Here is a 14,836-nt window from a genome sequence, read left to right as displayed (position 1 = left end):
GCCCCCGAGCGAAACAGCGGAGCCCCCGAGCGAAACAGCGGAGCCCCCGAGCGAAACAGCGGAGCCCCCGAGCGAAACAGCGGAGCCCCCGAGCGAAATGCGTGACTCCAAAACTAGGAATTTAATTATTATCCTCAATCAAAGAATTTGCAAGTAGCATAAATTCAAGCGTAATACGATTATGCCCCTTCATAAAATTTTCCCCTAATAGACTTTCTAGTTTTTTTAAGCGATGGTAGAGTGTCTGCCGTACAATAAACAATTGTTTGGCTGTCTGCTGCTTGGAGCCATTTGTTTGTAAATAGACCTGCAACGTTTCTAGTAGCTTACTATTATATTTCCGATCGTATTCAATAACGGGCTGTAAATAATCATGAATCACTTCCTGTAAATTCACCTGCATCTGAAGCTTGTAGATAAGGTGATATAAATGTAAATCATCATAAAAATAAGAAGTTGTTGGCACCTTACTGCAAATATATAATGTATCAAGCGCAGTTTGATAGCTTTTGGGAATTTCTACAACATCTGAAACTACTTTTCCAATGGCTACTTGATATCCCTGAGATATTTGTTTTTTGTAAAACTCTGCCTTCTGAAGTGAAGAGCATAACGAATTCAATAATTCACGACTCGATTTACTATCTTTGGTATGAAGAAGAATAAAGATAATATAGCTCTTTCTTTCGAATAAAAAGGGAATAAATCCATGTTGTTCAAAGAGGTTTCGGTAATATAGCTTACTATAGACAATATCCTCCTGTACTTTAGGAACTGTATGTGGAGACGCTAAAATAAAGACAGTCCCACTAGATATTTTGAAGTTTGAATGATGAGTGACAATAAATTTGTAAATTTCCTCTTTCGATAATTTTTGATCTATCCAATCTACTAGAATAGTGGCATCCTCCATATTCTTTTTTTCCTCTATATAAAACTCTCTCATTAAAAGCTGTGCTAACGCTGTAGCTGTACGATCTAAAATGAGTAGTTCGAATTCTGAAAATTGACCATCTGCCCTAAAAAGAGTCAAATCAGCATAATGCTGATCAAAAATAAAGATAGGCTCATGTTTAAATTCGGAGGCTTTTTCCTTCATTGCTAGTAATTGTTGCCGCTTATGAGGTATTGCATTTGGGAAAAAGATAGGCTCTCGGCTTTTAATAGAAAAAACAATTTGTGTTTTCAACTCGTTATACATATTTTGTAAAATATCCTCGGTTGTTTGTCCTAATAGGGCGTTTTTATTTAAAGTTTGAGAGTAAGATTCTAACGTGGAAATCATTAAATATTGTTGATTTAATATTTGACTATGTAAATCCTGGGTAATGCGAACGAAGGGAACAGTTTCATGAAAAACGATAATAGGGAAGCTATGACGGTTGGCAAGGGATACAATGATTGCTGGAATGGTTTGAAGATAATCACCATACTCAATGCATAATGCAGCGCAACTTTTGTGAATTAAAGACTCTACAAAAAAGATAAAATCGTCTATGCTATGCTGCAGGCTTATGCCAGTTGTCAATACCAATTCATCACCAGCCAAGAAATTATCTATTTGGACAATTTCTATGACATGCGCCCATTTGACAATCCGTAATAATCCATCTTCTCCAGCTACTACTTCTGCACTTTTAAAATGTTTATTCTCTAATACATCCTTCACCTTTAATTTAAATTGATTCATCTGTAAGCTCCTTTCATTTTTCTCTTACTACTGTTTCAGAAAATAAAAATTTTATTTTAAGAATATTTAGTCTATTTTACATTATGTTTAAAACAAAAGTATAGAATTTTACAGTTTGTCTATTACTTCCAAAGTGTGGAACATGTAAGATTTTTTTAAGCGATAATCCAATCTAAAAAAAGAGGTGACAGATATGGAGCAACAAACGCATTTACAGAGAGGGTTAAAGAAAAGGCACATGACAATGATTGCGATTGCAGGAGTTATAGGGGCAGGTCTGTTTATGGGAAGTGGCTCGGTTATTAACTTAGCCGGCCCTGGTGCTATACTATCTTATATTTTTGCTGGTATCATCGTCATTCTTGTCATGCGAATGCTTGGGGAAATGGCAGCGGTCAATCCAACAAGTGGATCTTTTGCGCATTATGCACATGAATCAATTGGTCCTTGGGCTGGTTTTATGATTGGTTGGTTATATTGGTTTTTCTGGGTCATAGCCATAGCCTTAGAGGCAACGGCTGCGGCTGCGATTATTCAATATTGGTATGATGGTATTCCTTTATGGTTGCTTAGTCTTTTACTGACAGTAGCGCTAACTTTAACAAATGTACTTTCCGTAAAAGCTTTTGGTGAATTTGAATATTGGTTCTCTCTTATTAAGGTTGCAAGTATTGTAGTTTTCTTAGGACTTGGTGCATTTATTATATTTGGCATTGCACCAAATTTTAATGCGATTGGGACTGCTAATTTAATTGGGCAGGGCGGTTTTTTACCAAACGGTTTTGGAGCAGTTCTAATGGGTGTAGTTATTGTTATCTTTTCCTTTATGGGGACAGAAATTGTAGCGATTGCAGCAGGGGAATCCGATGAACCTTTAGCAGCAGTAACGAAGGCTACAAATTCTATCACATGGCGAATTTTAATCTTCTATGTTGGATCCATTACAGTGGTTGTTACATTATTGCCATGGCATTCCTCGGATATTCTAACAAGCCCATATGTTGCGGTACTGGATCATATCGGAATTCCTGCTGCTGCACAAATTATGAACTTTGTAGTCTTAACGGCTGTGTTATCATGCTTAAATTCCGCACTTTACGCGACATCAAGAATGGTATTTTCATTAGCAGAGAAGGGAGAGGCCCCAAAAGCCTTTTTGAAATTAAATAAAAAGGGTGCACCTGTGAATGCCATCCTAGCTGCGACATTTTTCTCCTATATTGCTGTTATTATGAACTATGTTTCACCAGATAAAGTCTTTATGTTTTTACTTAGCTCATGTAGTGCAATCACCTTAATTCTTTATTTGATTATTGCCTTTTCACAATTAAGAATGCGAAGAAAAATTGAACGGGAAAATCCGGAACTCTTAAAAGTGAAAATGTGGTTATTTCCATATTTAACGTATTTCACTATATTGGCTACAACTGCATTGCTTGTCTCTATGTTCTTTATTGACTCCATGCGTTCTCAAATATTTTTTACATGTATTATAGTGGCAATCGTCATGATATTCTATATGGTCACTCAAAAGAAAAAGCTCTCTAATCCTGAACATGAAGTGATTTTCCAAAAGGAAGAGTTAGATTTTGAACAACAATAACAAGGAGTGGTGAAAAGATGACAGTTCAGCAAAAAATGAAAACGCTAACACATTTTATTAACGGGGTGGAGGTAGCTGGCACAAGTGGACGATTTTCAGAAGTTTATAATCCATCTACAGGAGAGGTCATTGCACAGGTTCCATTAGCAACTAAAGAAGAGGTTAAGCAGGCGATCCAGCTAGCAAAGGCAGCATTCCCTGGATGGAAAAAAACAGCGATTGGTAAACGAGTAGAGGTATTACATCACTTCCGTCAATTATTGATTGAAAAACAGGATGAATTGATTGCCTTGATTTGTGAGGAAAGTGGAAAAACTAGAGAAGATGCAAAGGGAGAAATTGTACGTGGTATTGAGTCTGTAGATATGGCGATAAGTGCTCCGCAAATGCTTAAGGGGGAATACTCGGTCAATGTAGGTGGTAATATTAATGCATTTTCCGCAAAGAGTCCACTTGGGGTTGTTGCAACAATTGCTCCATTTAATTTCCCTGTAATGGTTCCACTTGCTATTACAAGTATGGCAGTTGCAGTAGGGAATGCCGTTATTTTAAAGCCATCGGAGAGGGTACCGATTTCAGCACTGTTTATAAGCAAGTTATGGAAAGAGGCAGGCCTTCCAGATGGAATTTGGACAGTCGTCAATGGCGACAAGGAAGCGGTAAATGAACTTCTTGAAAATAAGGAGATACAAGCAATTTCATTTGTTGGTTCAACACCTGTTGCTGAATATATTTACCAAACAGGTACTAAGCATAATAAACGTGTAGCTGCATTTGGTGGCGGGAAGAACTTTATGATTGTAATGCCAGATGCCAACCTAGAACAAACAGCGAATGCATTTTTAGGGGCAGCCTATGGAGCGGCTTCTCAGCGCTGTATGGCTATTTCAGGCGCACTTGTTGTTGGAAAAGATACAGAGCAACGTTTTACTGATATATTAAAAGAAAAAATTGCTCAATTGAAAATAGGGCCATATACAGATCATGAGGTGGATTTTGGTCCAGTAATTACACAGCAATCAAAAGATGTCATTATTCGCTATATTGATGGTGCCATTGCTGAAGGTGCAAATCTAGTGATAGATGGTCGAAATCCCAAAATATGCGAAACATCAAAAGGCTTTTATCTTGGACCGACACTGCTAAATAATGTAACACCAGATATGACAATCTTTAAGGAAGAAGTTTTTGGTCCTGCACGTATTGTAGTAGGTGTTCAAACATTACAGGAAGCCATTGATGTAATTAATAATCATGAACTGGGGAATGGAGTCACAATGTTTACGAATAATGGCTCAGCAGCCCGTAAATTCCAAGAAGAAATTGAGGTAGGGATGGTAGGGGTTAATGTCCCAATTCCAATTCCAGTAGGCTATCATAATTTCGGTGGATGGAAGCGTTCAAAATTTGGTGAAGGGCATATGTTTGGACCTGACCAAGCTCGTTTCTTTACAAAGGCAAAAACAATTTCTGAACGCTGGCCAGACGAAACGGAGAATACAACAAGTTCCTTTGCGTTTCCTAGTAATAACGATGTGAAGAGTTAAGCAAGTCACAATCATAGAAGGGGTGTTAATATGGCTGAGGTAAATCTTAAAAGTGATGTTTTAAAAAAGGATGAACAATATGTTTGGCATTCTATGAAACCCTATAATCCACAGGCTACTTATATAGTGGAAAAATCAGACGGTGCAAGAATCAAGGATACAGATGGTGTTGAATATATTGATGCGATGGCAGGGCTTTGGTGTGTGAATGTTGGCTACGGGCGAAAGGAATTAGCGGATGCTGCACATGAGCAGATGATGAAAAATCCATATGCACCTTTATCGCAAGGCCATTTACCAGCAGTGGAGCTAGCTGAAAAGATTAATGAATTACTAGGCGGAGATTATGTCATCTTCTTCTCCAACAGTGGCTCAGAGGCAAATGAAACTGCTTTTAAAATTGCACGCCAGTATCATCAGCAAAAGGGGCAAGGCTCTCGTTATAAAATTATTTCTCGCTATCGTGCCTATCATGGCAATTCCTTTGGTGCATTAGCTGCAACTGGGCAAGCAGAGCGAAAATATAAATATGAGCCATTATCACCTGGATTTGTACATGTAGCTCCTCCAGATCAATATCGTGAGTATGAATGCGACACTGTTGCTCCAACAGATTTGGCAAGTGTTAGGGCTGTTGATAAAACAATGACATGGGAGCTTAGTGATACGATTGCTGCCATGATTTTAGAGCCAATCATTACAGGGGGCGGGGTTATTATGCCTCCAGAAAATTATTTAATGGGCATTGAGGAAATTTGTAAAAAGCATGGAGCTTTAATGATTGTAGATGAAGTAATCTGTGGTTTTGGCCGAACAGGAAAGCCATTTGGATTTATGAATTATGGAGTAAAACCAGATATCATTACAATGGCAAAAGGAATAACAAGTGCTTATTTGCCCTTATCAGCAACAGCAGTAAAACGGGAAATTTATGAGGCATTTACCGGTTCTAACGCATATGATTATTTCCGTCACGTTAATACATTTGGCGGTTCACCTGTAGCCTGTGCTGTTGCATTAAAGAATATTGAAATTCTTCAGCGGGAAATGTTGTTTGAGAGATCTAGTAAGATAGGGGCGGCTACCCTCCAAGCACTTCAACAGGGATTAAATAGTCATCCAAATATTGGGGATATTCGCGGTAAAGGACTATTAATTGGAATCGAATTAGTGGCAGATAAAGCATCTAAGGAACCATTACCAGTGAGTCAAGTAAATGCAGTGATAGCTGCATGTAAAGAGCAGGGTGTTATTATTGGTAAAAATGGAGCCACTGTTGCTGGGTTTAATAATGTTTTAACGTTATCCCCACCACTGAATATTGCTCAAGAAGATTTAACGAAAATAATTGAAGTGGTCATAGAAAATATTCATAAAATTTAACTTCTTTCAGCAAATTTTTTTGTATCAAAAGCGTAGCGGCAGATGTTTTATGCGCGTAAGCATAGCGTCAGCGGCAGATACAGAAATCTCCTACCTCTTTGGGTGGTGAGCTGTCTTTTAAGTCTTTACCAAACTTAAAAGACAGCTTATTAATAAAGCATCAGAAAGGCAAGACGAATGATTAGTATGAACAAAAAGATACCAGTCAAAACTAGTAACAGTATAATTCTCTTTTTTAAAGTAGTATTCATAAAGTCATCACCTACTCCTCCGCTTTAAACATGTAACCGCTATAAGATTTATAGATAATCATTACAATACCCATTAGCATGAAATTTGATAGGAGTGAGCTTCCTCCATAGCTTAAAAATGGCAACGTCATACCTGTTACGGGTAAAAGTCCAATTGTCATACCAATGTTTTGCGTAATTTGGAAGGCCAATAAACTAGCAATGCCCGCTCCCATTAGCGTCATAAAAGGATCCTTTGCCTCTACTGTAACGAGGACAATGCGATAAATCAAAAAGAATAAAAGAGCAATGACGAATGAAGCTCCAAGGAAACCTATTTCCTCAGCGATATTTGCAAAAATGAAATCTGTATGCTTTTCTACGACATAAACATTGTTTTGCAAGTACCCCTTTCCTGTAAATTCTCCTGAGCCTATTGCTAAAAAGCCCTGTCTAGTTTGAAAAGATGAATCTGGATATTCATAAGGTTGCAGCCAGCCATAAATGCGTGAAATCTGATGCCCAGATAATTTACTTAGGACCGTTTCTGTAAAAAAATCATTAAATTTTACATAAAGAATAACCACAACGCTCATAATCGATACTGGTATAGCAGCAAAGATTATGAGCATTTTTTTTTGAATACCTGAAAAGAAAAGCATTGGTATAATCATCGCCATATAAAGCATTGTCATGCCTGTGTCAGGCTCCTTATAAACAGCAAGTGTAGGCGGAATTGTAATGACAGCAATTATAAATAGGAGCCGCATATCTGTTAAAAAGGAAGGATGCTTATATTTTTCCTGATGCGCAACAATAACTTTGCTGACAACGATTAAAAACGCAAACTTTAAAAACTCTGATGGCTGAAATGAACCTAATATTGGAATCTGATACCAGCGTTTTGCCTCGTTGACCGTTCTAGCTATACTCTCCGGTGCTATAAATAATCCGAATGTCAATAACACCATGATGATATAAAAGGGCCAGCCAATCTTCTTTAGTTGTTCTATATCAAGTGTAGCTACCACAAACATCGTTACAAATCCGATAAGGTAGTAGAGTGATTGCTTGATGATAAAAGAGCTAGAATATTGTTCAAATACCGAACTGCTAGAGTGGACGAAGAGACAACTTATCACACCAAGTAACAGCAAGCAAATGACTAAACTTCTATCTAGTTTTTTGAACTGTAACACTCAAACACCTCCTATTTCCAAAACGCTACTATTAATACCAAACGTTAGGATTGAATAGAAGGTTGCAAATGGAAATTTAAGGAACGCCAAAAAGGATGTCTTTAATAAAAAAATTTAATGTTTTTTTTACAAATCATAGATACTTCACAACTCTTCGAACAATATTTACAAAAACATAACACTAGCTTTATATCTGGAGACTATGATTATTGGTAAGAGCTGGAGAAGGAGCCAAGGATCATGCAATTTTTTCGTTACATAATGGTGAAGGACAAGCTACTTGTACTAATGATCGTTTGTGTGCTTTCAAATGTACTGCTAGGAATTTTTAGTGTGGATTATCTAAGGAAAATGTCCTGGCAAGCAAGTGAGAGCTATACACAAGGACTAGTACCGATTGGTTGGTTAAACGAGCTAGAGGAATCACAACGACAATTAGATTATTTAGTGGATGCAGCAGAACCGTTTCAAGAAATGATTACCATACTCAATAGCATGGAGCAGCCTTTAGATCATTTAGTGAGTCTAGAAGTCGATAAAAAGATGGATCATCAAATGAAGAAATACAAGACCTTACTTGCACAGCAGATGGAATTGATTGAAAGCTATAAGCAATTGAACCCAAAGGAACAACAGCAGTTTTATACACTGTCCTTTTTATCTGTAAGTCAGCAAAGCCATACACTATTAGAAGAAACTCAAAGCTATTTGGTGCAACGTGCTAAGGAACAGCAATTAGACTACCAAAAGGATGTACAATTTGGGTACTGGCTACTTGGCGGGGTATGTTTATTTGTTGTATTGTTGGTTATTTTTATTGGCTTTATAGCTACAAAGGCTGTAAATGTTCCAACTCGTCAATTGAAATCTTTATTAAAGCGTGCAGAGCAAGGCGATTTCACAGCAAATGCTAGCTATGTCGCACATGACGAATTAGGTGAGGTAGTGTTATCTTACAACCAAATGGTAAATGAGGTAAAAACGCTGCTTCATACCGTAACAAATAGCGCACATGAGGTGGAAGAAATGACTGGGAAACTCCAAGAATCGTCGGAGCAGTCATCTACTACAACACATAAAATAGCAAAGGATGTACAGTCTATTTCAGCTTCAACAGCTGCCTCAACTACAAAATTGGCTTCCAATACAGCATCACTCGAGGAAGTACTGAATGGTGTACAAATTATTTTAGAAAAAGTACAGGTAGTAGAAAATTTTGCTCATAAAACTGCACGTGATGCAGAAAGCGGCACAGAAATTGTACAAGCAAATTTAATGCAAATACAGAACATTAAGCAGGCGGTCGAAAAATCAAATACAGCCATCTTTAATTTAGTTGAAAGAGCCTCTACTATTGACCAAATGGTGGAAGTGATTGAAAGGATTACTGCACAAACAAATCTTCTAGCTTTAAATGCATCAATAGAAGCTGCACGAGCAGGAGAGCATGGCAAAGGGTTTGCAGTAGTGGCAAATGAAGTTCGTAAGCTTGCAGAGCAGACGGTTCAATCAACACAAACGATTACATCCATTGTGCAGAATATCCATCTAGATTCAAGCTACGCCGTGCAAATGATGGAGGGTGTATTAGCCGCAACAGAGAAGGGTGTTCATGTAACGGGAAAAACAGCTACAAGCTTCGATCAAATCTTAGAAAAAGTACATACTATTAAGCCATATATTATGGAAGTATCGGCTACCGTTCAAGAGATTGCTAATCATACGAAAAAGGTTAGTGAGGATGCTGTTATGCTAACAACGTTTTCTGATACAAATGCTGCCTCGACCAAGCATGTAGCTACACTAACTTCAGATCAATTATCTGCTCAGCAGCAATTTCATAATTATATAAAAGAGTTGCGGAAAGTATCAAAAGTTTTACAAATTGCTGTGAAGCGATTTTCAATATAATAAGCAAGTGAACCTTTCTTTATTTAAATACAAAGTGAGGTTCTTTTTTTATGGCTCAATTTAATTATGAAATAAATGGATAAATGTCCTCTTCAAATATACATATGTATTTTATATATTTTTTCAGCACTATATTTTTAAGGGCTCATATACTGAAAATAAGAACTCGTGCGTAGTGTTTTGTAAAAGTGGAAATATATATGTTGTGTTTTTTATATGAACACATTATAATGAAATTCATTGAAAGTGTTATTAAATCAATGTTTATACACATTTAAATGTACTTTCCATAAGTACAATTGTTCATAGGTGGAGGTTTGGAGAAATGAAAAAGATAATTGTTACTGGAGCACTTGGTCAAATAGGTTCTGAGCTTGTAGAAAAACTTCGAAGTATTTATGGAGAGGACAATATCCTTGCTACAGATATTAGAAAGCTAGAACATACTAGGGGCCCATTTGAAATATTGGACGTGACAGATGGACAAAGAATGCATGATTTAGCAAAAGATTTTGGTGCAGACACAATGATGCATTTAGCAGCATTATTATCTGCAACTGCTGAAAGAAATCCATTGCTAGCATGGAATTTAAATATGGGTGGCTTAATGAATGCATTAGAGGTTTCACGCGAATTAAATCTACAATTTTTTACACCGAGCTCAATAGGTGCATTTGGTCCTTCAACACCGAAGGACAATACGCCACAGGATACGTTACAGCGACCTACAACAATGTATGGTGTGAACAAAGTAGCTGGTGAACTTCTATGTGATTATTATTACAATCGTTTTGGCGTAGATACACGTGGTGTGCGATTCCCGGGATTAATTTCGTATGTAACGCCTCCAGGAGGTGGTACAACAGACTATGCTGTTGAGATTTTCTACGAAGCGATTGAGCAAGGCAAGTACACTTCCTATATTCAAAAAGGCACCTATATGGATATGATGTATATGCCAGATGCTTTACAGGCAATTATTGATTTAATGGAAGCTGATAGCAAAAGCTTGATTCATCGCAATGCCTTTAATATTACAGCAATGAGCTTTGAGCCAGCCCAACTTGCAGCTGAAATTAAGAAGCATTTACCGCATTTCCGTATGGATTATAATGTAGATCCTGTACGTCAAGCGATTGCAGATAGCTGGCCAAATTCTTTAAATATAGAAGCAGCACAGAAAGAATGGAGTTTTAAAGCGGAGTATGACTTAGCAAAAATGACAGTTGATATGCTAGAAAAATTAAAAATCAAGCTGCAAACAAAAGCAATCTCGTAAATAAATACAGCCCAAATGAAACAGATGACGATAATTTCGTTATCTGTTTTTAATATGCCTCAATATACCTGTTTTTTAGAAAAAGTTAACAATAAAAAGAAAATTATTGGAATATATAGCGTAATTTATAAATTTAAAATATAATAAAATTCAGAATATTAATAGTATTCGATTAAATATGACTAATAATATTCTATAGGGGGAAAAGTTTACGAGATGAAGGGATGGATGGTTTTATGATGCAAACACCATTAGTGTTAACCAATTTTTTTAAGCGAGCAGAAAGTTATTTTGCTAGAAAGATGATAGTTTCTCGGACAGGTCCAGAAAAAATTCACCGCTTAACATATGGAGAGTGGGCTAAAAGAACACGCCGTTTAGCAGATGCACTAACAAAGCTGGGAATGAAAAGAGGAATGAAAATTGGCTCCTTTGCATGGAATCAGCATCGCCATTTAGAGGCATATTTTGCAGTACCATGTTCAGGTGCAGTTTTACATATGGTGAATATTCGACTCTCAGAAGAGCATTTAATATATATTATTAATCATGCAGAAGATGAGATTTTAATGATTGATCAGGATCTTGTACCAATCATTGAAAACATTGCGCCAGAGCTTAAGACAGTGAAACATTTTATTATTATGACAGATGAGGACGTTTTACCTGAAACGACATTACCAAATGCATTATCCTATGAGGAGCTATTAGCAGCCGCTGATGAAAATTACCAATTCCCAGAGGATTTAGCTGAGGATTCACCTGCTGGTATGTGCTATACAAGTGCGACAACTGGAAATCCAAAGGGGGTTGTTTATTCCCATAGAGGTTTAGTATTACACAGTATAATGTTGAGTATGTCTGATTCCATGGGGATTGCTGAGCGAGATGTTGTAATGCCTATAGTACCGATGTTTCATGCAAATGCATGGGGTTTACCATTTGCAAGTGTTAATGTCGGCGCAACACAAGTATTACCAGGTCCGCATTTTACATCAGCCTTAATTTTAGATTTAGTGGAACAGGAAAAAGTCACACTAACAGCTGGTGTTCCAACCATTTGGATTGGAGCATTACAGGAGCAGGAGAAGCGAGAACGGGATATTCGTTCATTACGTGCAATCTGTTGTGGTGGCTCAGCCTCACCAACTCGACTAATTCGTACATTTGAAGAAATCTATGGTATACCATATATTGTTGTGTATGGCATGACAGAAACAACACCAATCGTAGCATTATCGAATTATATGTCTTGGATGGAAGAGTGGCCAATTGACAAGCGAATTGAATCACGAGCTATGCAAGGAATGACAATGGCGGGCATTGAATCCAGTATTGTGAATGACAATGGAGAGGTACCTTGGGACGGAGAGACGATGGGTGAACTCCGCTTACGTGGTCCATGGATTTCTCATGAATATTATCGGGATGAACGTACGGCTGATGCGTATCGAGACGGCTGGCTATATACAGGAGACATTGCAGTACGAACAGAAGATGGCTTTATTAAAATAACGGATCGTACAAAGGATTTAATCAAGTCGGGTGGGGAATGGATTTCCTCAGTGGATTTAGAAAACGCGTTAATGACTCATGATGCCATTTTAGAAGCAGCAGTTATTGCGATTCCGCATGCCAAGTGGCAAGAACGACCTTTAGCTTGTGTTGTGTTGAAGGAAGGAAAGTCTGCAACAGAAGAGGAGCTACTGGCATTTTTAGAAAGCCAATTTGCAAAATGGTGGGTTCCAGATGATGTTGTATTTTTAGAGGAAATTCCAAAGACGTCTGTTGGGAAATTCCTAAAAGCCAAACTAAGAGATAATGTAGCAGAAATTTATCCGAAATTAAGTACACTTGTATAATAAGAAGAGCGATTCCGGCATTGGGAGTCGCTCTTTTGCTAACATTATTTATTCAGCATTTGGAATACTTGCTCTACGTCCTTATCGCCACGACCTGAGATATTAATAATAATACTTTCGTCAGGTGATAGAGTTGGTGCTAATTTTAGAGCATGTGCCACAGCATGAGAGCTTTCAAGTGCTGGTATAATCCCCTCAACCTTAGATAGCACCTGGAATGCTTCAAGCACTTCCTCGTTTGTCACAGTAACATATTCACCACGGCCAATTGTTTTTAAGTAGCTATGCTCAGGGCCTACTCCAGGATAATCTAATCCAGCGGCAATCGAATATGTCGGCAGTGGATTACCCTCTGCATCCTGCAATACTAAACATCTAAAACCGTGCAAATCACCTGGAGTCCCTTCATTTAATGTGGCAGCCTTATCGGGCTCAATACCGATGAGACGCACATCCTCATCTGAAATATACTCTGCAAACGCACCAATGGCATTACTACCACCACCTACACAGGCAAGTACAGCTGTTGGAAGCTTTCCTTCTTTTTCTAAAATTTGTTCACGGCTTTCACGACTAATAACTGATTGAAAATGTTTCACCATGGATGGGAATGGATGTGGTCCTACAGCTGAACCTAGTAAGTAGAAAGTAGTTTCATAGTTTTCTACTAAGTCAGCGAATGCCTCATCAACTGCATCTTTTAGTCGTCCTTGTCCCTTATCAACAGCGACTACTTTTGCCCCAAGAAGCTCCATACGAAACACATTCAATGCTTGACGTTTGGTATCCTCTAAGCCCATATAGATTGTGCAATCCATACCAAACATTGCACAAGCAGTCGCTGTTGCTACGCCATGTTGTCCAGCACCAGTTTCAGCAATAACGCGATTAGCACCCATACGTTTTGCTAGTAAAATCTGTCCTAAAACGTTATTGATTTTATGTGAACCTGTATGGTTGAGATCCTCGCGCTTTAAATAAATTTTTGCGCCTCCTAATTGCTTTGTTAAATTTTCTGCAAAATAGAGTGGGGATTTACGCCCAACATATTCACGGAAATAATAATCTAGCTCATTTTTAAAGTCTTCATCGTCTTTGAATTTCTGGAAGTTTTCATCTAAAATATTCAATACATTTTGAAGCTCATCAGGAACAAAGCTACCGCCAAATTCACCGAAATACCCATTTTTCTCTGCTACTTTACCCATCTCTCTCGACTCCTCTTTCTAATTTTTCCATAAAAAAAGTCACTTCAATCCTTCTGGTAAAAGGACGAGTAACCGTGGTGCCACCTTTATTCGCAAAAACTGCGCGCTTTCGTACTCCGGTAACGGGGAGTAAATTCGACCTCACATTTTATTGAGGCTGCTCCAAAGTCCATTCACAAGTATGTACTACTGATTTGCACCAGCCATCAGCTCTCTTTAAGTACTACTGCTTGCTACTACTCTTTTTCTTTGCAGTTATTATTGAAAAGAATTGTAGAATATTTTCAGAAAACTGTCAAGAGCATAAAAAAAGACGAATCTACAAGACTCGTCTGTTAAATTAAATGATTAAAGTTTAAACGTTTATTCAATATATACATAATTGGTGCACCAACTGCTAAAACAACAAATTCACCAGCAGCAACAGTTAACCATGTCCAGAAGAACGGTAATTCTAAAGCTAAGTTCAATTCAAAGGCAATGATGAACATTGTGCATGTAAATAAAAATGTATTGATGATTAAACGTGCCCAAATATTTTTAACAAATTTACAGATTAAAATAAACAGTCCTAGAGTAAGCATGGAGTGCCCTACACCAAATAATAAATCATAAATGCCTAATGGTGAAAAAAGATTGGAGATAAATACCCCAAGAATTATTCCAACGGCAAAGCGTGGATTAAAGGCCACAAGATGATTAAAAATTTCCGATACGCGGAACTGGACCTCTGTAAAGCCGAATGGTGCGACTAATAATGTAACAGCAATATAAAGTGCTGCAATAATACCACTTGCCGCTAAAAACTTTATTTTCATATTCATTTCTCCTTAGTTTTTTTGCGTGGGATGGTTACGAACCACGGTGTTTTTCACACAATTAAATATTTTAGTATAGAAGGCTGAATGAAGTCAAATGTCAGAA

10 protein-coding genes, 1 riboswitch and 1 other annotated feature are annotated in these 14,836 nt (G+C 37.6%); of the genes, 6 read left to right on the top strand and 4 right to left on the bottom strand.

What is annotated here, in order from left to right; translation table 11 throughout:
• Positions 1-121: 121 nt before the first annotated feature.
• Positions 122-1,690, bottom strand: a complete 1,569-nt coding sequence (locus AC2CGN_RS11945) for a PucR family transcriptional regulator (protein WP_484514019.1) — start codon at positions 1,688-1,690, stop codon at positions 122-124.
• Positions 1,691-1,883: 193 nt separating this feature from the next.
• Here AC2CGN_RS11945 and AC2CGN_RS11940 point away from each other — a divergent pair, with 193 nt between their 5' ends.
• Genes AC2CGN_RS11940 through AC2CGN_RS11930 form a run of 3 tightly spaced genes read left to right on the top strand, consistent with a single transcriptional unit; the run spans position 1,884 to position 6,223 of the window.
• The gene (locus AC2CGN_RS11940) at positions 1,884-3,293 is read left to right on the top strand and encodes an amino acid permease (RefSeq protein ID WP_484514017.1); all 1,410 of its coding nucleotides are present in this window, start codon (positions 1,884-1,886) and stop codon (positions 3,291-3,293) included.
• A 17-nt stretch (positions 3,294-3,310) separates the two neighbouring features.
• Complete coding sequence (locus AC2CGN_RS11935; RefSeq protein ID WP_429980183.1) at positions 3,311-4,840, top strand: CoA-acylating methylmalonate-semialdehyde dehydrogenase; 1,530 nt, start codon at positions 3,311-3,313, stop codon at positions 4,838-4,840.
• A gap of 30 nt (positions 4,841-4,870) precedes the next feature.
• The gene (locus tag AC2CGN_RS11930) at positions 4,871-6,223 is read left to right on the top strand and encodes an aspartate aminotransferase family protein (RefSeq protein ID WP_429980184.1); all 1,353 of its coding nucleotides are present in this window, start codon (positions 4,871-4,873) and stop codon (positions 6,221-6,223) included.
• 262 nt (positions 6,224-6,485) lie between these two features.
• On the opposite strand, the gene AC2CGN_RS11925 is transcribed toward AC2CGN_RS11930, so the two are convergent.
• A complete protein-coding gene (locus AC2CGN_RS11925; protein WP_429980185.1) occupies positions 6,486-7,652 on the bottom strand; it encodes an FtsW/RodA/SpoVE family cell cycle protein in 1,167 nt (388 codons plus the stop codon).
• A 240-nt stretch (positions 7,653-7,892) separates the two neighbouring features.
• Between AC2CGN_RS11925 and AC2CGN_RS11920 the strand changes: the two genes are divergently transcribed.
• From AC2CGN_RS11920 to AC2CGN_RS11910, 3 genes are all read left to right on the top strand, one after another.
• The gene (locus AC2CGN_RS11920) at positions 7,893-9,563 is read left to right on the top strand and encodes a HAMP domain-containing methyl-accepting chemotaxis protein (RefSeq protein WP_484514014.1); all 1,671 of its coding nucleotides are present in this window, start codon (positions 7,893-7,895) and stop codon (positions 9,561-9,563) included.
• A 325-nt stretch (positions 9,564-9,888) separates the two neighbouring features.
• Entirely contained in the window at positions 9,889-10,842 is a 954-nt protein-coding gene (locus AC2CGN_RS11915; RefSeq protein WP_286923244.1) for an L-threonine 3-dehydrogenase, read from the top strand.
• 236 nt (positions 10,843-11,078) lie between these two features.
• The gene (locus tag AC2CGN_RS11910) at positions 11,079-12,704 is read left to right on the top strand and encodes a long-chain fatty acid--CoA ligase (RefSeq protein ID WP_286923286.1); all 1,626 of its coding nucleotides are present in this window, start codon (positions 11,079-11,081) and stop codon (positions 12,702-12,704) included.
• Between the two features lie 44 nt (positions 12,705-12,748).
• Here the strand turns inward: AC2CGN_RS11910 and trpB are convergent, their stop codons facing one another.
• Entirely contained in the window at positions 12,749-13,912 is a 1,164-nt protein-coding gene (gene trpB, locus AC2CGN_RS11905) for a tryptophan synthase subunit beta (RefSeq protein ID WP_429980187.1), read from the bottom strand.
• 57 nt (positions 13,913-13,969) lie between these two features.
• Positions 13,970-14,171, bottom strand: a binding site (T-box leader).
• 76 nt (positions 14,172-14,247) lie between these two features.
• Positions 14,248-14,730, bottom strand: coding sequence for a QueT transporter family protein (locus AC2CGN_RS11900; protein ID WP_286923246.1), 483 nt, complete (start codon positions 14,728-14,730; stop codon positions 14,248-14,250).
• Positions 14,731-14,736: 6 nt separating this feature from the next.
• Positions 14,737-14,781: riboswitch (PreQ1 riboswitch) on the bottom strand.
• Positions 14,782-14,836 lie beyond the last annotated feature (55 nt).

Source organism: Lysinibacillus sp. DFXJR4, from assembly GCF_057196045.1.
This window is presented reverse-complemented; position numbering and strand designations above follow the sequence as displayed.